This is a genomic window from Streptomyces sp. NBC_00012, assembly GCF_045040875.1.
Taxonomy (GTDB): Bacteria; Actinomycetota; Actinomycetes; order Streptomycetales; family Streptomycetaceae; genus Streptomyces.
This window is the reverse complement of record NZ_CP108309.1, coordinates 1,948,503-1,971,692: the sequence shown is the minus strand read 5'-3', so window position 1 is coordinate 1,971,692 and position 23,190 is coordinate 1,948,503. Positions and strand designations below refer to the sequence as shown.

The 23,190-nt window shown below is 72.5% G+C and carries 22 protein-coding genes; 9 read left to right on the top strand and 13 right to left on the bottom strand.

The window, feature by feature from the left end; all coding sequences use genetic code 11:
• Positions 1-24 precede the first annotated feature (24 nt).
• Positions 25-1,323 carry a GAF domain-containing protein gene (locus tag OHA19_RS09170; protein ID WP_405721956.1) on the bottom strand — a complete coding sequence of 433 codons (1,299 nt, stop codon included), beginning with the start codon at positions 1,321-1,323 and terminating at the stop codon, positions 25-27.
• Between the two features lie 271 nt (positions 1,324-1,594).
• The gene (locus tag OHA19_RS09165; RefSeq protein ID WP_405717646.1) at positions 1,595-3,232 is read right to left on the bottom strand and encodes an acyl-CoA dehydrogenase family protein; all 1,638 of its coding nucleotides are present in this window, start codon (positions 3,230-3,232) and stop codon (positions 1,595-1,597) included.
• Positions 3,233-3,336: 104 nt separating this feature from the next.
• Between OHA19_RS09165 and OHA19_RS09160 the strand changes: the two genes are divergently transcribed.
• A complete protein-coding gene (locus OHA19_RS09160) occupies positions 3,337-4,464 on the top strand; it encodes a YihY/virulence factor BrkB family protein (RefSeq protein WP_405749866.1) in 1,128 nt (375 codons plus the stop codon).
• Between the two features lie 7 nt (positions 4,465-4,471).
• Here OHA19_RS09160 and OHA19_RS09155 read toward each other — a convergent pair whose 3' ends face one another.
• Positions 4,472-4,882, bottom strand: coding sequence for a CU044_2847 family protein (locus OHA19_RS09155; RefSeq protein WP_405749865.1), 411 nt, complete (start codon positions 4,880-4,882; stop codon positions 4,472-4,474).
• 52 nt (positions 4,883-4,934) lie between these two features.
• On the opposite strand from OHA19_RS09155, the gene OHA19_RS09150 reads away from it, so the two are divergent.
• Complete coding sequence (locus OHA19_RS09150; protein ID WP_405717650.1) at positions 4,935-5,630, top strand: DUF6597 domain-containing transcriptional factor; 696 nt, start codon at positions 4,935-4,937, stop codon at positions 5,628-5,630.
• 16 nt (positions 5,631-5,646) lie between these two features.
• Here the strand turns inward: OHA19_RS09150 and OHA19_RS09145 are convergent, their stop codons facing one another.
• From OHA19_RS09145 to OHA19_RS09130, 4 genes are all read right to left on the bottom strand, one after another.
• A complete protein-coding gene (locus tag OHA19_RS09145; protein ID WP_405749864.1) occupies positions 5,647-6,039 on the bottom strand; it encodes a VOC family protein in 393 nt (130 codons plus the stop codon).
• 154 nt (positions 6,040-6,193) lie between these two features.
• Positions 6,194-7,741 (bottom strand): 3-hydroxyacyl-CoA dehydrogenase, encoded by a 1,548-nt coding sequence (locus OHA19_RS09140; protein WP_405749862.1) that lies wholly within the window; start codon positions 7,739-7,741, stop codon positions 6,194-6,196.
• 162 nt (positions 7,742-7,903) lie between these two features.
• On the bottom strand, positions 7,904-8,710 hold the full coding sequence (locus OHA19_RS09135) for a CoA-transferase subunit beta (protein ID WP_405717658.1): 807 nt from the start codon (positions 8,708-8,710) through the stop codon (positions 7,904-7,906).
• Between the two features lie 71 nt (positions 8,711-8,781).
• Positions 8,782-9,699: a CoA transferase subunit A gene (locus OHA19_RS09130; RefSeq protein ID WP_405721961.1), complete on the bottom strand. Its 918-nt coding sequence runs from the start codon at positions 9,697-9,699 to the stop codon at positions 8,782-8,784.
• A gap of 163 nt (positions 9,700-9,862) precedes the next feature.
• On the opposite strand from OHA19_RS09130, the gene OHA19_RS09125 reads away from it, so the two are divergent.
• From OHA19_RS09125 to OHA19_RS09110, 4 genes are all read left to right on the top strand, one after another.
• A complete protein-coding gene (locus OHA19_RS09125; protein WP_405717660.1) occupies positions 9,863-10,792 on the top strand; it encodes a LysR family transcriptional regulator in 930 nt (309 codons plus the stop codon).
• Positions 10,793-10,894: 102 nt separating this feature from the next.
• Positions 10,895-12,124: an acetyl-CoA C-acetyltransferase gene (locus tag OHA19_RS09120; protein WP_405749861.1), complete on the top strand. Its 1,230-nt coding sequence runs from the start codon at positions 10,895-10,897 to the stop codon at positions 12,122-12,124.
• Between the two features lie 265 nt (positions 12,125-12,389).
• Complete coding sequence (locus tag OHA19_RS09115) at positions 12,390-13,733, top strand: MFS transporter (protein ID WP_405717664.1); 1,344 nt, start codon at positions 12,390-12,392, stop codon at positions 13,731-13,733.
• Positions 13,734-13,825: 92 nt separating this feature from the next.
• Entirely contained in the window at positions 13,826-14,284 is a 459-nt protein-coding gene (locus OHA19_RS09110) for a MaoC family dehydratase (RefSeq protein ID WP_405749860.1), read from the top strand.
• 80 nt (positions 14,285-14,364) lie between these two features.
• On the opposite strand, the gene OHA19_RS09105 is transcribed toward OHA19_RS09110, so the two are convergent.
• From OHA19_RS09105 to OHA19_RS09090, 4 genes are read right to left on the bottom strand one after another with little or no spacing between them, the layout of a single operon-like run.
• Complete coding sequence (locus OHA19_RS09105) at positions 14,365-15,834, bottom strand: sialate:H+ symport family MFS transporter (RefSeq protein ID WP_405717668.1); 1,470 nt, start codon at positions 15,832-15,834, stop codon at positions 14,365-14,367.
• Positions 15,835-15,893: 59 nt separating this feature from the next.
• A complete protein-coding gene (locus OHA19_RS09100; protein ID WP_405717671.1) occupies positions 15,894-16,574 on the bottom strand; it encodes an N-acetylmannosamine-6-phosphate 2-epimerase in 681 nt (226 codons plus the stop codon).
• Complete coding sequence (locus tag OHA19_RS09095) at positions 16,571-17,542, bottom strand: ROK family protein (RefSeq protein WP_405749858.1); 972 nt, start codon at positions 17,540-17,542, stop codon at positions 16,571-16,573. The genes OHA19_RS09100 and OHA19_RS09095 overlap by 4 nt, the downstream gene beginning before the upstream one ends.
• A complete protein-coding gene (locus tag OHA19_RS09090; RefSeq protein WP_405717676.1) occupies positions 17,539-18,498 on the bottom strand; it encodes a dihydrodipicolinate synthase family protein in 960 nt (319 codons plus the stop codon). The genes OHA19_RS09095 and OHA19_RS09090 overlap by 4 nt, the downstream gene beginning before the upstream one ends.
• A gap of 165 nt (positions 18,499-18,663) precedes the next feature.
• Here OHA19_RS09090 and OHA19_RS09085 point away from each other — a divergent pair, with 165 nt between their 5' ends.
• Positions 18,664-19,362 carry a FadR/GntR family transcriptional regulator gene (locus tag OHA19_RS09085; protein WP_405717678.1) on the top strand — a complete coding sequence of 233 codons (699 nt, stop codon included), beginning with the start codon at positions 18,664-18,666 and terminating at the stop codon, positions 19,360-19,362.
• 70 nt (positions 19,363-19,432) lie between these two features.
• Here the strand turns inward: OHA19_RS09085 and OHA19_RS09080 are convergent, their stop codons facing one another.
• Positions 19,433-20,023, bottom strand: coding sequence for a TetR/AcrR family transcriptional regulator (locus tag OHA19_RS09080; protein WP_405717680.1), 591 nt, complete (start codon positions 20,021-20,023; stop codon positions 19,433-19,435).
• A gap of 114 nt (positions 20,024-20,137) precedes the next feature.
• Here OHA19_RS09080 and OHA19_RS09075 point away from each other — a divergent pair, with 114 nt between their 5' ends.
• Positions 20,138-21,262 carry an ABC transporter permease gene (locus OHA19_RS09075; protein ID WP_405717682.1) on the top strand — a complete coding sequence of 375 codons (1,125 nt, stop codon included), beginning with the start codon at positions 20,138-20,140 and terminating at the stop codon, positions 21,260-21,262.
• Complete coding sequence (locus tag OHA19_RS09070; protein ID WP_405717684.1) at positions 21,259-21,960, top strand: ABC transporter ATP-binding protein; 702 nt, start codon at positions 21,259-21,261, stop codon at positions 21,958-21,960. The genes OHA19_RS09075 and OHA19_RS09070 overlap by 4 nt, the downstream gene beginning before the upstream one ends.
• Before the next feature lie 23 nt (positions 21,961-21,983).
• Here the strand turns inward: OHA19_RS09070 and OHA19_RS09065 are convergent, their stop codons facing one another.
• The gene (locus OHA19_RS09065; protein ID WP_405717687.1) at positions 21,984-23,180 is read right to left on the bottom strand and encodes an FAD-dependent monooxygenase; all 1,197 of its coding nucleotides are present in this window, start codon (positions 23,178-23,180) and stop codon (positions 21,984-21,986) included.
• Positions 23,181-23,190: the final 10 nt, after the last annotated feature.

The window sequence follows — 23,190 nt, the reverse complement described above, 5'->3', positions numbered from 1 at the left end:
CCCGGATCCGGAATCCGGCGGCCGTCAGCCGGCCGCGCGCGCCCTGACCACCACCGGAGCCGTCGAGTGCGGCAGCAGATCGGCCGGGTGGTCCGGGTGGATCACCTCCACCTCGACGTCCTCGCCGAAGCGGTACGGGCGGTGCGCGAGCACCTGGGCGAGATGGCGGCGCATCCGTGAGATCTCCGCCCGCACCGTCACCGTCCGGGTCGCGTCACCGAAGATGTCCTGGGCCAGCTCGGACGCGGTACGCCCCTCGGGGTGCAACGCCAGGGCGTACAGCAGCTCCGCGTGGCGCGGCGAGAGCCGCTGCGTCCAGGTGCCCACCGCGCCCACCACATTGACCGTGAGACCGCGTGGCCGGCTCAGATCCAGCACCACCCGCTGCGGCGCCCCGTCCGAGGGCCCGTCCGCGACCTGGAGCAGCCAGCCGCCGGGCAGCGGCTCGACCCGGCACATGCCGAGCGACGGCAGCCACACCCGGCCCGGCCGTAACGACTTGGGCAGCGGCAGCCGGTCGACCGGCGGCATCCCGGTCACCGCGGCGAGCCAGCCGTGGGTGTCCACGGCCAGGGCCCGGCCGCCCAGCCGGCACACCAGCGGTGCCGCCACCGACCGCAGCCGGTCGATCGCCTGCAGGTGCCGGTTCCTGATCTCGCTCTCCGCCAGCCTGGCCACCGAGCTGACCAGGGCGAGCGTCGTCGGATGGAACGTGGACGCGGGACCGCTCATGTCGACGATGCCCATGACCTTGCCGTCGCGCGGATCACGGACCGGTGAGGCCGCACACGTCCAGCTGTGCAGGGTGCGGACGAAGTGCTCCGAGGAATGGACCTGGACCGGGACACGGGAGACCAGGGCCGTGCCTATCGCGTTCGTCCCGGTGCTCTCCTCCGCCCAGGCCGCGCCCTCCGCCAGACAGACATCGTCCGCCCGGCGCAGCACCGCCGCGTTGCCCCGGCGCCACAGCACCCGGCACTCCACATCGGTGACCACCATGATCTGCTGGGCGGCGTCCGCCATGGCGACCAGGCCGTCGTTGAGCAGCGGCATCACCTCGCCCAGCGTCGAGCTCCGGCGCCGGTGCTCGATCTCCTCCACATCGAGCAGCAGGCTGTCGGTGGACTGGTCCGGATCCATGCCGCTGCGCAGCACCCGGTCCCACGAGGCGCCGATCTCGGCCCGCGGGGCGACCACCGGGCGGTTGCCGCCGAGCGCGGCCTCCCTGGCCCGGTGGATCGCGCGGGTGGCCCCGGCGGACTGCGGGACAGCAGGCGAGGGCACCCCGGAGGCGCTGGTCTCCACTCTCGTATCCCCCCACATGCCAGGGCCGGCTCGACGATCCACGGGCCCCATCCTGCCGCTGCGAGAGGCCCGGCACCGCGCACTCCACACAATGGTTGCAACCCTTTGCAACTCTGGCGAGAGGGTACGGGCCCGTACGAGAGTGGTGGAACACCGCGCGGCGGAGCCCCTGCCCCACTGTTCGGTGTGCACAACATGGAGGGTGGTGCCGTGTCGGCGCAGCACCACCCTCCGTTGCTGTACACCGGGGCGGTTCCCGGTTCCCGGCCGCTCTGTGCCGGGGCGGTACTCAGTGCGCGACGGGCCGCGCCCGTTCGACGACCGATGCCAGGTCGAGGGTGTGCGGCAGTGTGCCGAAGGCCGCACCCCGGTCCCCGCCCAGCCGCGACGCGCAGAACGCGTCGGCCACCTCCGGCGGTGCCCACCGCACCAGCAGCGACCCCTGGAGCACCAGCGCCATCCGCTCCGCCAGCCGACGGGCCCGCGCCTCGATCCCGTCCAGATCGGCCAGCTCCGTCAGCATGTCCTTGATCGCCCGGTCCAGCCGGTGGTCGGCACCGCGTGCCCTGCCGACCTCCTGGAGGAAGGCGTTCAGCGCCATCGGCTCACGCTGCAGCGCCCGGAGCACATCCAGCGCCTGCACGTTCCCGGCGCCCTCCCAGATGGAGTTGAGCGGCGCCTCGCGCAGCAGCCGCGGCATCCCGGACTCCTCGACGTAGCCGTTGCCGCCGAGACACTCCAGCGCCTCGCCCACCAGCGGCGTGCACCGCTTGGTCACCCAGTACTTCGCCGCGGGCACCGCGATCCGCAGGAAGGCCCGCTCGCTCTCCGAACCGTCGTCGTACGCCGCCGCCAGCCGCATCGCCAGCACCGTCGCGGCCTCCGACTCCAGCGCCAGATCGGCCAGCACGTTGCGCATCAGCGGCTTCTCGATCAGCACTCCGCCGAACGCGCTGCGGTACGCGCAGTGGTGGACCGCCTGAGCGACCGCCTGCCGCATCAGCGCCGCCGAACCGACCACACAGTCCAGCCGGGTCGCCGCCACCATCTCGATGATGGTGCGCACCCCGCGCCCCTCCTCGCCGACCCGGCGCGCCCAGGTGCCGTCGAACTCGACCTCGGCCGAGGCATTCGACCGGTTGCCCAGCTTGTCCTTGAGCCGCTGGATCGCGAACGTGTTGCGGGTGCCGTCGGGCAGTACCCGGGGCAGCAGAAAACACGTCAGCCCCCCGGGCGCCTGCGCCAGCACCAGGAAGCCGTCGGACATCGGGGCCGAGCAGAACCACTTGTGCCCGGTGAGCAGGTACTCGCCCGCCGCGGCCAGCGGCTCGGCGCGGGTGGTGTTCGCCCGTACGTCCGTGCCGCCCTGCTTCTCCGTCATCCCCATCCCGAGGAGCGCACCGGCCTTCCGCTCGGCGGGCCGCAGCCCCTGCTCGTACACCGACGAGGTGAGCAGCGGCTCCCACACGGCGGCCAGCTCCGGATCGGTGCGCAGCGCGGGCACCGCCGCGTGCGTCATCGACAGCGGGCAGCCGTGCCCCGCCTCGGCCTGCGTCCACACGAGGAAGCCGGCCGCCCGTCGTACATGGCCGCCGGGCCGGCCCCAGGCGTCGGTCAGTCCGGCGCCGACCGCATGGCCGAGCAGCCGGTGCCAGGCCGGATGGAACTCGACCTCGTCGATGCGATGCCCGTACCGGTCGTGCGAACGAAGCACCGGCGGATTCGCGTTCGCCTGCGCACCCCACTCCTGCACCTGCGCGGAGCCCGCGGCGCGGCCCAGCTCGCCGAGTTCGCCCCGGACTTCGGCCAGGAGCCCGGGTGACGTGTGACGTTGCACCGCCTCGGTGAGCGCCCGGTCGGCGGCGAAGACGTCGTAGCCGGTCAGCGGTGGTACCTGATTGGACACGGTGTGGGTGGTGGCTGCCATGCCGATACGGTAAGGATGTGCAGGCAGCAAATGAAACACCCGAGCGGCCACCGGGTCGGCTCCACCGGGCCCGAGTCCTCTATCGCAACGTATCCAAGCGGCAGATGGCCTGGCGGTTGCTCAAGGACACCGTCAACTCGTGCATGGAGTACCGCATTCTCGGGCTCGCCGCCGAGGCGGCGTTCTTCACCCTGCTGTCCCTGCCGCCCCTGCTCCTCGGTCTGATCGGACTGCTCGGATACGTCGACGAGTGGACCAGCACCACCACGGTCGCCTCCATCGAGCGCAACATCCTCAACGCCGCGCAGACCGTGCTCAGCGAGCGGGGCGTCAACGACTTCGCCAAGCCGCTCCTGGCGGACGTCACCACCGGCGCCCGGCCCGACGTCATCTCGATCGGCTTCGCGATCGCGCTCTGGTCCGGCTCCCGGGCGGTCAATGTCTTCATCGACACGATCACCGTGATGTACGGGCTCGACGGCCAGCGCGGGATCGTCAAGACGCGACTCCTCTCCTTCCTGCTGTACATCGTCGCGCTGCTGCTCGGCGCGGTCGTACTGCCGCTGCTGGTGGTGGGCCCCGACCGGGTCGTGGAGTTCGTCCCGTGGGGCACCGAGCTCATAAGCGTCCTGTACTGGCCGCTGGTGATCCTGCTGTCGATCGCGTTCCTGACGACGCTCTACCACGTGTCCGTGCCGGTCCGTTCGCCGTGGATCGAGGACATGCCGGGTGCGCTGGTCGCGCTCGCGATGTGGGTGCTCGGAAGTTTCCTGCTTCGGATCTACCTGACCAGCACGGTCGAGGGGCCCACGATCTACGGCTCGTTGGCGGCCCCGATCGCCGTGCTGCTGTGGATCGGCATCTCCGCGTTCGCGGTACTGGTCGGAGCGGCGGTGAACGCGGCCATCGACCGGGTGTGGCCCTCGCTGGCGACGGCCGCCGCCCGCGCGGCGAACGACCGGGTACGGGCGGCCCAGGCGGCGGAGTTCGTCGCCCGGACGCAGGCGGAGAACCAGGAGCAGGCATGGGACGACGATGACGACGATGACGATGACGGGAGCGACGACGGGGCCAGCCCCTACATGCCCTCCGAGTTCCCGGAGCGCTGGTCGAAGTTCCTGCCGCCGGACGATGTGAAGTCCAGGCTGCAACCGAGCCGCGACAAGGAGCCGGAGAAGCCGAACCCGGAGAAGGCGAATGCGGAGAAGCGGGACGAGGAGTCCGGCGACTGAGCGGCTCCTACGGCGCGGGCGCGGGGGCCGGAACGGTCGGCTCCGCCGGAGTCACCGGAGTCGCCGGTACCGCCGGAGTCGCCGGTACCGCCGGAGTCGTGCCGGGGGACCAGGACAGCTTGACCGTCAGATGGCCCTCGACCGCGCTCTTGGCGATCACGGCACCGGCCTCCGCCGTGATCTTCACCCCGAATTCGAGCTCCACCCCGTCCGGCTTCAGGGCGCCGTCCCGGAACACCGCGAGGGCGGACTCGGCCGCCGACCGGATTCCCGTGAGTGCGCTGTCGAACGTGCGCCCGGCCCTGGCCAGGGTGTTGTCGTCGCCCAGCGCGACCAGCTGCGCGCCCTGCGTGTGCCGGTCGACCTCCACCGTCACCGTCGCACCGCTGTCGGTGGTGAACTCCATCAGTGCCGTCATGACCGCTCCCGGGAAGCTGATTCCGTCCGCCGACGAGATTAGCGTGGGAGGCATGGGCGAGAGGTACGAAGAGCGGACATCGCGGTTCGACGGTGCGATCGTGTGGACGCTGAGCATGCCGAAGGGCTCGGTCCATCCGGTGCTGCCCGACGGGTGCATGGACCTGCTCTGGATCGGTGGACGGCTGCTCGTCGCGGGCCCCGACACCCGTGCCGCGACGCCGTCCGCCCCGGCCGGCGGGCGGTGCGCCGGCATCCGGTTCGCGCCCGGCACCGCGCCCGCGCTGTTCGGGGTGGCGGCGCACGAGCTGCGCGACCGGCGTGTCGAGCTCGCGGACCTGTGGCCCTCGGACCGGGTCCGTGTGCTGACCGAGCAACTGGCCGAAGCGCCCGACCCGGCTGCCGCGCTGGAGGCCGTCGCGCTGCGCCGGGCGGCCGGCACCGCACCGCCGGACCCACTGATGCGGTACGTCGCGGACCGGCTCGGCGCCGGGTGGTCCGTCGCGGACACCGCACACCGGGCCGGCCTCGGCGCCCGTCAGCTGCACCGCCGCTCACTGGCGGCCTTCGGCTACGGGCCCAAGACCCTCGGCCGGGTCCTGCGCCTGCAGCGCGCGCTCGCCCTCGCCCGGTCAGGGACGCCGTACGCCGAGGCGGCGGTCGAGGCGGGCTGCACCGACCAGGCCCATCTCGCCCGGGAGATGCGCGACCTGGCCGGGACCACCCTGACCGCCTACCTCGCCCGGTAGCGGTGGACGCCGCGCCTCAAACGTTGGCGGCGAACAACGACACGGAGCAGCCGTCCGGGTCGAGGACCGTCGCGTAACGCTGCCCCCACACCGCGTCCCACGGCTTCAGCTGCCCCCGGTATCCCGCACCGGTCAGGTCCTCGTACACCGCGTCCAGCTCCGCCGGGCTGTCGCACAGGAAGGCCAGGGAGAGACGGTCCCCGCCGACGGGCGCGGTCCATCCGGGGTCGAACGAGCGGATGACGTCCTCGGTGTCCCACAGCAGCCGCTGCCCGCCCGGGAGCGTCACTTCGACATGGGGCGCGGATTCCGCTCCGGCGGGGATGTCGAGACCGAGCCGGCGGTAGAAGGTGAGCGATGCGGCCAGATCCGAGGTGACGATGCCGATCGCGTCCATGCGTGGAGTCATGCCCCGACCGTATGCCGGGCCCCGGTACGGGTCTTGTACGAAACGGACGTCGGCTCTTGTGCGAAGCGGACGTCGGCACCTGCGTGAAACGGGCGTCGGCCCGGTCGGGTGCGTACGGGGGTGCCGCGGGCGGCCGACGGCACCCCCTGCCCCGCTACCGGGCCGTGCAGTCGGCGGGTGACGTGCCCGGGTCCGTCAGCGCGAGCGAGAGCTGGGCACGTTCGGTGACCCAGCGGCTCGGGCGATGACGAGGATCGCCCGTCGTGCGGTGCAGGGCCCGGTGCAGCGCCAGCATCCGGTCCGCGCCGATCCGGTCGCCCCAGGCCAGCGGGCCGACGGGGTAGCCCAGCCCGGCGGTGACGGCCAGGTCGATATCGGCGGGAGCGGCGATGGATCGCTCCGCGATCCCCGCCGCGACCGACACGATCGAGGCGAGCAGCCGCTGGGCCACCGAGCCCGCGGTGTCCCGCACCACCGAGACCGCCCACGGCTCGTCGCCCTCCGCCGCGCGGGCCAGCACCGCACGGGCGTCGTGCGCGGCGGCCGGGTCCGCCGCCGGGGTCACGGCCAGCGCCCGGCGCCGTCCGGCCGGGGGCAGTGGGTCCACACCGAAGGTGCGCCCCGCGGGCAGCCCGTGTCCGGCGACCGCCCCGGCCACCGTGGTGCCCCAGACCGGCACCAGTACCAGGGCATCGGCGGACGGCCTGTCGCCGGTCTCGACGACGGCCCCCGCGGCGGTCAGCGCGGCCTGCAGCGCGGCCGCGTCCCGGTCCTGTCCTTCGGTGCCGTGGACGAACACCGGACGGTTCGCGTCGCCGGTGACCGGGGGCTCCGGCGCGGGGGCGGGCGCCTCGGGGCCGTACGCGTACCAGCCGTGCCCGGTCTTGCGGCCGTGCAGCCCGGCCGCCACCCGGTTCGGGGTGAGGTAGGAGGGGCGGAGCCGGTCCGCGTACCGGAAGCCCTGCCAGATCGAGTCGATCACCGCGGCGGTGACATCGAGGCCGGTGAGGTCCATCAGCTCGAACGGACCCATCCGCAGGCCCAGTACGTCGCGGGCGATCCGGTCGATGTCCGCCGGGTCGCCGACCGTCTCCTCCAGCAGCGCGAGCGCCTCGGTCACCAGCCCGCGTCCGGCGTGGTTGACGAGGAAGCCGGGGGTGTCGGCGACAGTGACCGCGCGGTGGCCGCAGCTCTCGACGAGTGCGGTGAGGGCCGGCGGGATCTCCGGGCGGGTGGCCGAGCCGGGCACGATCTCGACGATCTTCATCAACGGAACCGGGTTGAAGAAGTGCAGCCCGGCCAGGCGCGTCGGGTCCTTCAGCCCGGCGGCGATCCGGGTGACCGACAGGGACGAGGTGTTGGTGGCGAAGACGGCGGTCGTGGGCAGCGCCTCCTCCAGCCGGCCGAAGACCTCCGTCTTGGTGCCGAGGTCCTCCCGCACGGCCTCGATGACCAGCTCGACGTCCGGGCCCTGAGCCCACGGGTCGTCGAGCGGGATCAGCCGCTTCAGGGCGGCGGCGCTGTCCGGCGCGGACATCCGGCCCTTCTGGACGGCCCGTTCGAGCATGGACCGTACGAAGTCCACGGCGGCCGTCACGGCCTCCGTGCGCACATCGCACAGCTCGACGGTATGTCCGGCGGTCGCCGCCCACTGGGCGATGCCGCGGCCCATGGCCCCGGCGCCGACGATCCTGATACGCATGGCGGTTGCGGTCCTCTCGGGGTGTGACATGTGACCTGTCCAAATCGACGGGCGTGACATGTCACACCTGTCCAAGTCGACAGGTGTGACATGTGACCTGTTCAAGCCGGCGGATGTGACATGTGACCCGTCCGAGCGAGCGGGTGTGACATGTGATCCGTCTCAGCGAAGATAGACGCGGTCCGGGTCCACGTCCTCACGCAGCAGCCGGAGTTCGGCCGCGGTGGGCGGCGGGACGGTCCCGACGGTGTCGGCCACCTTCAGGTCCCAGCCGGTGGCCGCCCGCACCTGCTCGACGGTGACGCCGGGGTGGACGGCGACCAGACGGAGCTCCTCACCGACGCCCGCGCGGGCCAGGATGCCCAGTTCGGTGATGACCCGGGTGACACCGGCGCCCAGCGGCCGGATGCCCTCGGCCAGCGCCCGGTCGGGGCCGGGCGTGGTGCAGAAGTCGAGGGCCTCGGTGAAGGAACGCGGATCGTGGCGGCGCATCACGACGAAGACCTCACGGGAGTTGGCCATCACCTCGATGCCGCCGCCGGAGCCGGGCAGCCGGACCGAGGGGCTGTCCCAGTCGCCGATCACGGACGTGTTGAGGTTGCCCCACCGGTCGATCTGCGCGGCGCCGAGGAACCCCACGTCGATGTGGCCGCCCTGGAGGACGCAGCCGAAGAGCGCGGGCATCGACAGCACCGCCTCGGCGCCGGTGATCAGGACCGCGTCGGCGATGGTCTCCGGCAGGTGCGAGGGATGTGCGCCGCAGACCCCGGACTCGTACACGACCTCGATCTGAGGGGCGATCGTCAGACGGGCCAGCTCGGTGGCGAGCGTCGGCAGGCCGATGCCGGCGAACACGGTGCGGCGCGCGGCCAGTTCGCGGGAGGCGACGACGGAGAGCAGCTCCGAGGAGGTGAGGGTGTCCGTCGGCTGCGACGAGGCGGTGGCGGTGGTCGTGATGGTCGTGGTCATGGCGCTTTCCTTCTCGTGTCCCGATTCCGTCGCCGTTCCCGCCCGCCGGGTCACAGCGGCCGCCCGTGGTTTCACAGCCGCCGTCCGTAGTTCACGGGCAGGCTCAGCGCCTCGCCGACCGCCAGGCCCGCCCAGAACTCCTCGCCGAGCTTGTCGACGTACTCCGCGTGGTCGGCCGTCCCGAGCACCCATTCGGCCAGCCACTCCTGGAGCCGCTGCGGGTCCTTGCTGATGTGCGACCAGGCGCGGTAGAAGGCGTTGTCCCGGTCGTAGTACCCCTGCGCGAAGGAGGGGTGGGCGCCGCGCGGGCAGACGACGACCGCGTCGACCGCGTGGGCGGGGACGAGCGTACGGTTCGGGTCCGAGCGGATCACCTCGTCGTCGACGATCTCCTCCACGACGACGATCGCCTTGTCCGCCGCGTACACCGCCTCGGCCTGGATGCCGGTCAGGCCCCACATCTGGGTGTTGCCGCTGCGGTCGGCGCGCTGGGCGTGGATGATCGTCACATCCGGGTTGACCGGCGGTACGACATAGATCTGCTCGGGTTCGCCGTCCGGGCCGGGGTAAGGAGAAGTGACCTTGCGCAGATCGCTGTTGACGGACGGCAGATCGCTGCCGCCGTAACTGCGCAGCGGGTGGAACGGCAGCCGCTGGGCACCGGCCAGGTAACGGCAGATCATCCCGTAGTGGCTGTACTCCTCGAAGGCGAGCGGCGCCGGGTCGCCGGTCTCGACGCGGCGGCGCAGTTCGCCGAGCGACCCGGCGGAGGAGTTGCCGACGAAGGAGGAGACCAGCCGCGAGACGCAGCCCGCGGCGATCATCTGGTCCACCATGATGTCCGCGGTCATCCGGACGACGGTGAGGTCCCGGCGGCCCTGGCGGATGATCTCGTGGCCGGCGGCGGTCGGGACGAGATGGGTGAAGCCTTCGAGACAGACGGTGCCGCCGTCGTGGACGAACGCGGCGATAGCCGCCTTCATCGACATCGTCTTGTCTTTCCGGTCCGTCGTGGCCACGGTGCTCCTCCGGCTCTGCTGGCGCGTCCTGGTATGCGCGTCGCCCCACCGTGTCAGCGGCTATTGATTGCTGTCCAATACCAAATTAAGGTCGCATCAAGACGTCTGATTAATGAATTGATGGGGGGCGCGCATGGAGCTGCGTCATCTGTCCGCGTTCGTCGCCGTGGCCGAGGAACTGCACTTCGGACGGGCCGCGAAGCGGCTGCAGATGGCCCAGCCGCCGCTGAGCCAGCAGATCCGTCAGCTGGAGAAGGAGCTGGGCGTCCAGCTCTTCGAACGCAACACCCGGTCGGTGCGGCTCACCAGCGCGGGGGAGTCCTTCCTCCAGCCGGTCCGCACCGTTCTCGACGACCTCGACACCGCGGTGCGCGCCGCGAAGGCGGCGGGCCGCGGCGAGTACGGACGGGTCACCATCGGCTTCGCGGGCGCCTCCAGCCACGAGACGCTGCCGCACCTCACCCGGGCCGTGCGCGCCGCCCACCCCGCCCTCGAACTGGTCATGCGGGGCCAGACCTACGCCAACGTCGCCCTCGACCGGGTCGCCGACGGCTCGCTCGACCTGGGCTTCGTCCGGCTGCCGGTGAGCCAGCCAGGAGTGGCGTACCGGGTGATCGACGAGGAGGAGCTGGTGTGCGCGCTGCCCTTCGACCACCGGCTCGCCCGGCTGGAGAGCGTCCCCATCGACGTCCTGGCCGAGGAGCCGTTCGTCTCCTTCCCGGCCAACACCGGATCCACCGTGCGCGACGCGATGGTCGGGGCCTGCGAGGCCGCCGGGTTCAACCCCCGGGTCGTCCAGGAGGCACCCGACTCGTACACCATCCTGGCCCTGGTCGCCGCGGGTGTCGGCGTCACGCTCACCGTCACCTCGGTCCAGCACATCCAGCAGAACGGCCTCGTCTACCGGCCCCTGTCGGGCCCGCCGATCCGGCTCCAGGCGGCGCTGGCCTGGCGGGCGGACAACCCCTCCGCCGCGCTGCGGGCGGTGCTCGCCGTGGCGGAGGAAGCCCTGCCCACGCCGACGGGCCCGGCCGGGGAGCGAACCGCAGCAGGCGGGAATTGAGACGCGCCACGTCTTGGACCAGGGCGAACTGGATATTGGACCGACTCAGTCGCCGGGTGCAAGGGTCGGCGGCAAACGCCCTCGCCACCGAAAGGTCACGCCGTGCCCGACCAGCAGCTCGACGTCGTCATCTGTGAACCACTGCGTACCCCCATCGGCCGTTTCGGCGGAGTGTTCGCGCAGCAGAAACCGGCCGCACTCGCCGCACGCGTCATCGCCGAGGTCGTGGCCCGCACCGGCATCGACCCCGCCGCCGTCGACGAGGTGATCCTCGGCCACTCCTACCCGTCCGCCGAGGCCCCCGCCATCGGCCGGGTCGCCGCGCTCGACGCCGGACTGCCCGAGACCGTCACCGGCTCCCAGGTCGACCGCCGCTGCGGCTCTGGCCTCCAGGCCGTGCTCGACGCGGCGATGCAGATCCGGGCCGGCTTCAGCGAGGTCGTGATCGCGGGCGGCGTCGACGTGATGAGCGCCGCCCCGTACTACACCCACGAGGGCCGCTGGGGCATCAAGGGCCCCGGCCTCCAGCTCCACGACTCGCTGGCCCGGGGCAGGGTCACCGCGGGCGGCGTCAACCACCCCGTGCCGGGCGGCATGATCGAGACCGCCGAGAACCTCCGGCGCGCGTACGGCATCAGCCGCGCCGACCAGGACGCCCTGGCCCTGCGCTCCCAGCAGCGGTCCGGCCGGGCGGCGGCGGAGGGGCGGTACGAGGCGGAGACCGTTCCCGTCACCGTACGCACCCGCAAGGGCGAGAGCGTCGTCACCGCCGACGAGCACCCCCGCCCCGACACCACCGCCGAACAACTCGCCGCGCTGCGCCCGATCATGGCGAAGCCCGACCCGGAGGCGACCGTCACCGCGGGCAACGCCAGCGGCCAGAACGACGCGGCCGCCGCCTGCCTGGTCACGAGCGCGGCCACCGCCGAACGGCTCGGCCTCACCCCGCTGGTCCGGCTCGTCTCCTTCGCCCGCGCCGGTGTGCCCGCCGCGACGATGGGCATCGGCCCCGTCCCGGCGACCCGGGCCGCTCTCGACCGGGCCGGCCTCACCCTCGCCGACCTCGACCTGATCGAGCTCAACGAGGCCTTCGCCGCCCAGGTGCTGGCCTGCACCCGAGAGCTGGGGCTCGGCGAGAAGGACCACGAGCAGCGGATCAACGTCAACGGCTCCGGCGTCTCCCTCGGCCACCCGGTCGGCGCCACGGGCGCCCGTATCCTCGCCACGCTCACCCGTGAACTGCACCGCCGCGAGGCCCGGTACGGCCTGGAGACCATGTGCATCGGCGGCGGTCAGGGCCTCGCCGCCGTCTTCGAGCGGATCGCGGCCTGAGATTCGGCCGCCCAGGGTGCAGTGAGACGCATGACGTCTCACTGCACCAGTAATTCGGTATTGGACCGCTCCAGGTCCCGGCTGGCACCGTAACCGCCATCACCCACGCGCCGCCGTCCCCTCCCCGGCCTCACCGATGCGTCCCCACGCATCCCCGAGCCCCACGCGGCGCCGGGCGTCTCGGGCGACGCCCCTTCTCGTCCCCTGCCATCCGTTTCTCGTCCCCTGCCCTCCGTTCGATCAATGACGTTCACGGGAGCCACCAATGAGTGCGTCCACCGCCAGCGCACGAGAGCGCACAAGAGCCGCGAACCGTGCCGGATTCGGTGCTTTCATCGGTTCGACCATCGAATGGTTCGACTTCTACATCTACGGGACGGCGGCCGCGCTCGTCTTCGACAAGGTGTTCTTCCCCGAGCTGGACGGGCCGGTGGGAACCCTGGTCGCGTTCGCGACCTTCTGGGTCGGCTTCCTCGCCCGGCCCATCGGCGGAATCATCTTCGGCCACTACGGTGACCGTCTGGGCCGCAAGAAGACCCTGGTCATCACCCTGTTGATGATGGGCATCTCGACCACTGCGATCGGTCTGCTGCCGAGCTACGCCTCCATCGGCATAGCCGCCCCGATCCTGCTGGTCGCCATCCGCATGGTGCAGGGCATCGGCCTGGGCGGCGAGTGGGGCGGTTCCGTACTGATCGCCTCCGAGCACGCCCCGAAGGGCAAGTCGGTGCTGTACGGGGCGTTCGCCCAGCAGGGCTCGCCCGTCGGCAACACCCTCTCCACCCTCAGCTTCCTCGCCATCAGTCAGCTGCCCGACTCCGCGTTCGTCTCTTGGGGCTGGCGGGTGCCGTTCCTCTTCTCGGCCGCCCTCGTCATCGTCGGACTCTTCGTCCGGCTGAAGGTCGCCGAGTCCCCGGCGATGGCGAAGCTCATCGAGAAGAAGGAAGTCGTCAAGCTTCCGCTGACCGAGGTCCTGCGCACCCAGCCCATGCTGATCGTCCTCGGCATCGGCGCCTGCACGATCGGCCTGTCGGCCACCTACTTCAAGTCGACGTTCGCCCTGTCCTGGGCCACCTCGGCGCTCAGCTTCGACCGCAGCTCGTTCCTGACGATCATCCTCGTCGCCAACATCACCCAGATCATCGTCCAGCCCTTCGGCGCCCTGATCGCCACCCGCATGAAGAGCTGGTCCCGCGCGGTGACCGTGATGCTGGTGCCCGAGCTGATCCTGATGCCGGTGATGTTCCTGCTGATCCGCACCGAGAACTACGGTCTCGCGATGCTCGGCGTCGCCGTCGCCACCATCCCGCACTGCCTCTACTACGCGGCCCTGGCCGGCATGCTCGCCAGCCGCTTCCCGGCCCACCTGCGCTACACCGGCATCTCCCTCTGCTACCAGCTCTGCGGGACGCTGCTCGGCGGCACCACCCCGATCATCGGCCAGTTCCTGCTGAACCGCACCGGCTCCATCACCGCCGTCATCGCCTATGCAGTCTTCCAGGTGGCACTGACGCTGGGCTGCATGCTCCTGCTGCTCAAGCGCCCCAACCACGACGAGCAGGCCGTGGAGCCCGTCGCCGCGTCGCGCACCGCGGCCGCCGCCGTCTGACCTCCCTGCCCCGCCCCCGCGAGAAGACCCGCCCCACGAGAAGACGCGACGAGAAGACCCGCCCCACGAGAAGAGACGAGAGGACGGCCGCCATGCCGCTGACCGTGAACGGCATCCCGGAGATCCTCGCGCTGAACGGGCGCGACCTCGGGCACTCCGGCTGGAAGGAGGTCACCCAGGAACTCATCGACGCCTACGCGGACGTCTCCGGGGACCACCAGTGGATCCACACCGACACCGAGCGCGCCGCGTCCGGCCCGTACGGAAGGACCATCGCCCGCGGGTACATGGTGCTCAGCTGGGGCATCCCGATGTTCGCCGAGCTGCTCAGGGTCAAGGGCGTGGGCCGCGCCCTCAACTACGGGGTCAACCGGGCCCGCTACCCGGCGCCCGTGCCGGTCGGCAGCCGGGTCCGGCTGCGTGCCGCCGTCGCCGGGGTGAAGGAGGTCGCGCGCGGCGGCGTGGAGATGACCCGGGCCTTCACCTTCGAGCTCGAAGGGTCCCGGAAGCCCGCCTGCGTGGCCGAGTCGCTGACGCACTTCTACCCGTAGGACAGCCGTGAGCGCGGGACGGGCCGGAGCAGTGGGTGGCACTGCTCCGGCCCGTTCCACGCTCACGCGGCCGTCGAGGGTCAGCCGGCGGCCGTCGGGTGCGGGGTGCCGCCCCGCACCGCCGCCGCGGCCACCGCGAGATGGTCCCGCTCGGCATCCGGATCGGTGAGCCGGTTCAGCCGGGCCGGTACGTCGAACCCGACCAGCAGCACCACGATCACCGTGCCCGCGAAGGTCAGCACGGCCAGCGCCTGCCCCAGATCCATGCCGGACGCCAGATGCGCCCCCAGCACCGGAGCCACCGCACCGCCCAGTGCCCCCACGTTGTACGTGAAGCCGAGCGCCGCGCCCCTGCTCGCGGTCGGGAAGTGACCGCCGATGTAGCGGGGCAGCAGCCCGGAGATGCCGAAGCTGGTCGCCTGGAGCAGGAAGAGCAGGATGCCGAGCAGCAGCAGATCGTCGTGCACGGCGAAGACCGGATACACGAACGCCAGCGAGGCGAGCAGCGTCAGTGCGTACGCCTTCTTCGCCCCGATCCGGTCGCCGAGGAAGCCCGCGGTCCAGCAGCCGACCATGGTTCCGAAGCCCGCGAAGTACAGGACGTCGGTGACCTGGTCGGTGGAGTAGCCGAGTTGGGTCTTCAGATACGTGGGCAGAAGCGACTGGATCGGCCACGAGTACAGGAACGCGAAGAACAGCGTCACGACCATCGACAGATACAGCACCCAGCCGCGCTTCCCGCCCATCTGCACGGCGAACGCCGCGAGCGTCAGCCCGGCGACCACCGAGAGCACCGGGATCATTCCGGCCCCGCCCGGGGTGAAGACCAGGAAGAGCGAGACGGTGGCGACGACGACCAGGACCGTGTTGACGACGGCCCGGCCCCGGGTCGCGAACAGCGGCCGGAACGGATTGGGCTTGGCACCCTTGTCCGCGACGCTCTCCGTCCACTCCTCGGCCTCCGGCAGCGCCCGCCGCATCCACAGCGCGACGGCGATCGGGATCAGGCCGAGGTAGAACATCCACCGCCAGCCGAGCGACGGAACCACCCAGTTGTAGACCTGTGCGGCGAGCACCGAGCCGACCGAGAAACCGGAGATCAGGAAGCCGCTGGCCCGGCTGCGGAGCCTCGCGGGCCAGCTCTCCATGACGTACGTGGCGCTGGCGCTGTACTCGCCGGCCATGCCCATGCCGATGGCCAGCCGGGCGGCGAACAGGCTCTGGTAGTTCCAGGCGAATCCGCAGGCGAAGGTGCCGAACGAGTACAGCAGGATGCTCAGGACCATGGAGAGCTTGCGGCCGTACCGGTCGCCGATGGCGCCGAGCACCGCACCGCCCAGCCAGCGGGTGATGAACGCCCCGGAGATCAGGCTGGCGGCCTGCACCGTGCTCAGCCCGAAGTCGTCACTGATCTCGGTGAGCACGAGGGTGATCAGCACGAAGTCGAAGCCGTCGAGGACGTAGCCGATCCAGGCGGCGAAGAACGACTTCCACTGGGTGCCGCTCACTTCTCGGTACCAGGGGAGCTCGGCGGGTGATGTGGTCTGCACGGCGACTCCAGGATGCGGGACGGCGCTCGTCGTCGAGACGCCGGCCCCGCGTGGGACGGTCAGGGCCGGGCGATGCCCGCGACGAAGCGGGCGGTCAGGGCGGTGGGGGCGGTGATGGCGGTGCCGACGACGACGCTGTGGGCGCCGCGGGCCAGGGCCTCGGCGGCCTCCCCGGGGGTGTTGATCCGGCCTTCGGCGACGACCGGGACGTCGATCGCGGCGGCGAGCTCGGCGACCAGGGCGAGATCGGGGCCGGTCTGCGCCGGCGTGCCCGGCACATAGCCGGAGAGGGTGGTGGAGACGAAGTCCGCGCCCTGCCCGGCCGCCGTGATGCCTTCGGCGAGCGTGGAGACATCGGCCATCACCAGGGCACCCGCCCCGTGCACCGCCGCGACCAGTTCGGCGAAGGTGGAGCCGTCGGGGCGCGGCCGGTCGGTGGCGTCGGCGGCGACGACATCGGCACCCGCCTCGACGATCGCCAGGGCGTGCCGGACGGTCGGGGTGATGTAGACGCCGACGTCGCCGTCCTTCCACAGGCCGATCACCGGGAGATCCACGGCCTCGGCGATCGCGGCGACGACCTCCGGCTCATTGGCGCGGATCGCGGCGCCGCCTCCGGCGACGGCCGACCGGGCGAGCCGGACCAGGGCGCCGGTCTCCCGCATCGGGTCGCCGGGGGGCGCCTGGCAGGACACGATCAGCTTGCCCCGGAGGGCGGCGGTCAGTTCCTGAGCGGTCATCGAGGGGCTCCCGGGTGGTGGAGGGGAAGTGCGGTGGTCAGGGCGGCGGCGCCGAGCACCGCCGCGTCGGCGCCGAACCGGGGCGCCCGGGGCACGAGGCCGCGCAGCGGCGGCATCAGCTCCGCGGTGAATGCGGCGGCCAGGGCGTCCCCGTACAGCGGGCCGATCCGCGGCACACCGCCGCCGACGACGACCCGGTCGGGCCCGAGCGCGTTGGCGAGCCCGCCGAGCACCTTGCCGGTTGCGGTGGCGCCGGTGGTGATGGCGCGGACGGCCGCCGCGTCGCCCTGCCCGGCGCGGACGGTAATGGTTTCGAGCCGGTCCACGGGGGCGCCGGTCAGCCGCTCGTAGTGGGCGGCGATGCCGGGCCCGGAGGCGATGACCTCCAGATGCCCGACGGCACCGCAGGTGCAGGGCAGTCCGGCGGCCTCGGGGCTGGACAGATGGCCGATGTGCCCGGCGAGCCCGGCGGCCCCGTGCAGCATGCGCCCGTCGACGGCGACCGCGCCGCCCACCCCCGTGCCGACCGCCGTGAACAGCAGCGATCCGCGTCCCGGGTGCCGGGAGGTCAGGGCCGAGAGCTCCGGTCCCGCCGTGGCGCGTACGTCGTTGTCGCAGGCCACCGGGTATCCGGTGCGGTCGGCGAGGCCGGCGCCCAGCGCGGTGCCGGCCCAGCCGCGGATGGAGTCGGTGGCGCTGGTGACCATGCCGGTACGGGGCTCGACGACGCCGGCCGCCGCGATGCCGAGCGCCGTGGCCAGCCGCCCCGGATCGACGGCCGCGGCCGCCCCGGCGAGTGCGTCCAGCACGGCCGCCGCGCCGTCCCGAGCCGGGGTGGGCCGGGTGTGCCGGGCCAGGACGGTGCCGTCGGGGCCGAACAGCGCGGCGGCGATCTTCGTACCGCCGAGGTCGAGCCCGATCACCGCGGCACCTGTGGCGGCGGACGGCCGGGAGCGGTCGTCGTTCATCGGACCGGCGGCAGACCGGCGGCGCGCAGGCGCCGGGAGACCAGGGCGACGGACTCGGCACTGAGCTGGATCTGCGGGAAGGCCGTGTCACCGCAGGTGATGACGCCGAGCAGCTGGAGCGCAGCCTTGAAGGAGCCGAGCGCCGAGGAGCTGCGGCCCATGTCCGCCTCCGGACCGGCGTCGACCATGGCGAACAGCTCGACGAGCCGCTCCTGCTCCTTCGCGGCGAGCTCCCAGTTCCCGGCCCGCGCGGCGTCGTAGAGCCGTACGTAACCGGCCGGGTCGACATTGCCGATGCCCGGCACCACACCGTCGGCACCCGCCAACAGGGCGGCGTCCACGGTGAGTTCGGAGCCGGTGAGGATGCTGAAGTGCGGCGCCGGACCGTCCGCGCGGCCGTTTCGGCCCCCCAGCCCGACGATCAGACGGCGCAGCCCGCCCTCGTCGCCGCTGCTGTCCTTGAGGCCGGCCAGGGTGCCGTCCTCGGCGAGCTCGCACACCAGCGCGGGGGAGAGCTTGCTGTGCACGGCGACCGGGATGTCGTACGCGAACAGCGGCAGGTCGACCGCCGCGCGCAGCCGCCGGAAGTGCTGGGCGACCTCCTTGCCGTGGGTGCGGGTGTAGAACGGCGCGGTCGCGACCAGGGCGTCCGCGCCCAGCCCGGCGGCGGACCGGGCGTGCTCGACCACACGGGCGGTGGTGGTGTCGATGACACCGGCCAGCACCGGAACCCTGCCGTCGGTCGCGTCGACCACGGTCTCCAGCGCCGTGGCCCGCTGCTCGTCGGTGAGGTAGGCGACCTCGCTGGTGGACCCGAGCGCGAACAGCCCGTGCACGCCGCCGCCGATGAGGTGCTCGACGAGCCGCGCGAGGGACGCGGTGTCGACATTCCCCTCGGTGTCGAGCGGGGTGCAGACCGGCGGGACGACGCCGTGCAGCGGTGAGGTCAGGGACATGGTGAGGGGCTCCAGCTGGGTCGAGGGCTCGATCGGTGCACCGGTCCATGGCCCGGAACGGCTGCACGGATCGATACATGAGACGTAAGATGTCCTATGTCTGGCTCACCTTAAACAGATGCCCCTGCGAACGGTCAAGGGGCAATCGCACCCCGGGAGGTTGTTGTGGCGCGCCCCACCATGGCTCAGGACATAGAGCGCCGGCTCAAGGAACTGATCCTGGAACGCAGGCTCGCCCCCGGCGACGCGCTGCCCACCGAGGCCGAGCTGATGGACCTCTTCGCGGCCGGCCGGGTGTCGGTGCGCGAGGCCCTCAAGGCGCTCCAGGCCGTCAATGTCGTGGAGATCCGCCGCGGGTACGGCACCTTCGTGGGCTCGCTCTCCCTGTCACCCTTCGCCGAAGGACTCGCCTTCCGGGCCGCCGTCCGCCACCGCCAGGGGGAGCCGGGTCTCTTCGAGCTGATGAAGGTGCGGGAGGCGCTGGAGGCCGGCCTGGTCGGCGCCGTCACGGCCGGTATCCCCGACGAGGACCTCGACGTGCTGCGCGGTCTCGTCGCGAAGATGGGGGTCGAGGCCCGGGACGGCGGCCGGGTGGCGCGCGGCACCGACCGCGCCTTCCATCTCGCGCTCTACGCCTCGCTCGACAATCACCTGCTCAGCGAGGTGCTCGACGCGTTCTGGGCGGCCATGGACCGGGTGCGTGAAGACCTCGACGACGGCCATCAGGACCCGGTGGCCACCTGCGCCCAGCACCGCGAGATCGTCGCGGCGATGGCGGCGGGCGACGGCGAACGCGCGGTACGCGCCATGCGCACCCACTTCGACGGCATCCGCACCCGCCTGGAACCGTCACCGGTCCCGTAGTCGGGCGCGCCCGGCCGGTCCCTCGCCGCCCCGGCGATCGCGGTGACGGCTTTCCGTGCCGCCTGCTCCCTCACCGCCCCGGCGTCGCTCCGGTGATCGCGGTGACGGCCATCCGGACCGCCCGGTCCGTCACCGCCCGGGGGTCGTCGCCGTTCTCGATCGCCGTCGTGGCCGCGTTCACGATTCCCTGGAGGAGCAGCGCCGTGCGCCGGGGGTCCTCCTCGCCCAGCTCCGTCAGTGCGCCGATCAGCGGGGTGAGCAGCTCCCGGTGCGCCCGCACCGCGCTCTCCCGCACCACCGCCGCGTCCCGGACGCCGGCCAGTGCCTGGGCGATCCGGTGCTCCCCGCCGCGCACCAGCTCCAGCTGGGACGACACATAGGCGGCGATCTTCGCCTCGGGTGTGGCGGCCGCCGACATGCCCGCCCGGATGGCCTCCGTCCAGCGGGGCATCGCGTCCTCGACGACCGCGGCGAGCAGCTCGGGGCGGCCGGGGAAGTACTTGTACAGGCTGTTGCGGGCGAGGCCCGTGGCCCTGGCGACCGCGGTGAAGGTCACCGCCTCGGCGTCGCCGCCCTCCAGCAGTTCGCGCGCCGCCCGCACCAGGGCCAGCCGCTGCTGGGCGTGGTGCTCCGCGACGGTGGCGGCTCTGATCCTGGGCACCGGCCCAGTCTAGAAGCCCCGGCGCACTTCCGACCCCAGTTGGGGACGCCGCGTCCCCATCATCTATGTTGGCGACACACCGTCCCTAACATCGAACCATCGAAGGGAACCGCCGTGTTCCTCGCTCTGCTGGAGCTGCGCGCCGCCCGAGGGCGCTTTCTGCTCATGGGGTCCGTCGTGGTGCTCGTCGCCGCACTCGTCGGCATCGTCTCCGGCTTCACCACCGGCCTGGGTGACGACACCATCTCCGCGCTGCGCCGCCTCCCGGCCGCGCAGCTGGTCTTCTCCTCGGACGCCCGGTCCGACCAGTTCGCCCGCAGCCTCCTCGACGAGAAGACCTCCGCCGCCTGGCGCGCGGACGCGGACACCGACACGACCCCGCTGGGCGTCTCCATCACCCGCGGCACGACGAACCGCGGTGCCGAGGTCGACCTCGCCGCCTTCGGCGTCGAGCCCGGCTCCTTCCTCGACCCCTCGGTCACCGAAGGCGAGGGCCTCACTGCCGGGAAGGCGGACAGCATCGTGATGTCCGCCGAACTCGCCGACGAGGGTGTGCGCGTCGGCGACACCCTCGTCATCGACCGGCTCGGCATCGAGCTGCGCGTCGTCGGGCTGACCGAACGCTCCGGCTACGGCCATGTGCCCGTCGCCTACGTCCCGCTGAAGACCTGGCAGCGCATCCGTTTCAGCACCCCCGGCGCCCCGGCGTCCGCGGCCGCCGCGATCCCCGACCAGTTCAGCGCCCTGGCCCTGCGCACCCTGCCGGCCGGGACCTCGACCGCCACCCTCGACGCGCGGCACTCCACCACCACCCTCACCAAGGAGAAGGCCTACGAGGCGGCCCCCGGCTACACCGGCGAGCGCGTCACCATGAGCTCGATCCAGGTCTTCCTCTACCTGATCGCCCCGCTCGTGGTCGGCGCCTTCTTCGCCGTGTGGACCGTGCAGCGGCAGCCCGAACTCGCCCTGCTGCGCGCACTGGGCGCCTCCCGGCGGCGACTGCTCGCCCACACCGTGCTCCAGGCGGCCCTGGTCGTCGTCCTCGGCACCATGGCGGGCGCCGTGCTCGCCGGGGCGGTCGGGCTGCTGGTCGGCGAGCAAGTGCCGTTCAGCCTGCCCGCCACCACCCTCGCCGGCACCATGTGCACCGTCGCGGCCGTCGGCCTCGCGGGCACCGTCCTGACTCTGCGCCGGGTCACCCACGCCGACCCGCTGACCATGCTGGGAGCCAACCGATGAGCCTCGAACTGACCGGCGTCACCGTCGAGTTCGGCCGGGCCGACGCCCGTACCACCGTCCTCGACGGGCTCGACGTCACCTTCGCACCCGGCCGCATGACGGCCCTCGTCGGCCCGTCGGGCTCGGGGAAGTCCACGCTGCTCGCAGTCGCGGGCGCGTTGCTGCGGCCCACCGCGGGGCAGGTCCTGCTGGACGGCGAGGACCTCGCCGGGCTCTCCGACGCCCAGCGCGCCAAGGCCCGCCGGGACCGGATCGGCTACATGTTCCAGAGCGGCAACCTGCTCTCCGGACTGGCCGCGGTCGACCAGCTGCTCGCCGCCGTGTACATCGGCGGCCGACGCCCCCGCGCGCACCGGTCCCGCGCCGAGGAGGCCCTGGCCCGGGTGGGGCTCGGCCACCGCCTGCGCCACCGCCCCGAACAGCTCTCCGGCGGTGAACGCCAGCGAGTCGCCCTGGCCCGCGCGCTCTTCCTCTCCCCGGAACTGCTGCTGATCGACGAGCCGACGGCGGCCGTCGACCGTTCACAGGCCGGTGAACTGGCCGCGCTCCTCGCCGAACGCACCCGCCAGGACAACTGCGTCACGGTCGTGGCGACGCACGACCCGGCCGTGGCGGAGGCCGCCGACCGGGTCGTGGACATGGCCGAGCTGAACGCCGGCGCGGCCCCGTCCACCCCTTCCGCCCTTTCCGGCCGCTGAACCAGGCCCCCCGACCGGGCCCGTCAGCGCCGCTGGACGCTGCCGAACAGGTAGCTGCCGTCGCCGTCCAACGCGGCACGGCTCAGCGCGTCCACCTCGGCGGGCCCCATCGCCGGCCAGTTGGGCGTGCTCTCGACCAGCGCACGTCCCAGCCTGCGGCCGAGGCCGACCAGGCGGGCCCCCTCGGCGGAGCGCTCGTCCGCGTACCGGTGCAAGGCCTCGGCCGCCGAGGCGGACGCGCGCAGCGACCGCTCCAGGCACAGCGCGTCCTGGAGCGCCTTGACCGCCCCGCTCGCGGTGTGCGGCCGGGTCACGCCCGCCGCGTCGCCGGCCAGCAGGAAGGGGGGCTCTGCCGCCCGGGGCACCACGAAGTCGGCGACCGGGTGGAGCGCCTGGGAGGTGTGTTCGCCCCGGGCGACGATGTCGGCCCACTCGGCCGGGAAGTGCTCCTCGGCGATGTGCCGCACATACGCGGCACGGACCGGGGCGTCCGGTGCGGTGCCGGTGGCCGCGTCCGCGGGCGGGGGAGAGGCGTAGATGGCGTACGCCAGCAGTAGTGAACCCGCCACCGCCCCCGGGATCAGATAGAAGACACCGTGCCCGCCGGGGAAGCCCAGGGTGACCCAGGCGGTCTCCAGCAGTTCCAGCTGGGCCGGATGGTCGCGCAGCGCGCTCGACGGGATCGTGCCCCGCCAGACCAGATACCCGGCGGGAACCGGCCGCACCTCGGGTGCGACCAGTTCGCGGGTGACGGAACGGTGCCCGTCCGCCCCGACGACGATGTCGTACTCCCGCTCGCCGTCCGTGGTACGGATCACGGCCCCGCCGGAGGCCGTGCGTCCGACGGAGCCGACGGGCCGCCCGCGGTGGTAGGCGCCGCCCCCGGCGTTGGCGCGCAACGCCCGCCACAGCAGACCCCAGTTGCACGGTGCCACCGGGGCCTGCTGCCGGGCCAGCTCACGCGCCGACCGCCGCCCCGGCGCCCGCGCCAGCCAGACCCGGGTGGCGACCGGGGCCGTCGGCATGTCCGCGCCCAGATACCCGCCGGCGACCAGTTCCCGGTGGAGCGGAGGCGGGATGACGATGCCGAATCCCCGGTCCTGCAACTCGCCGTCGCTGCGCTCGTGGACGGCGACGTCGGCCCCCGCCCGCGCCCCCGCGATTGCCATGGCGCAGCCGGCGATGCTGCCGCCGACCACCCCGATGCGTAAACCCGTCACTGCCACCGCG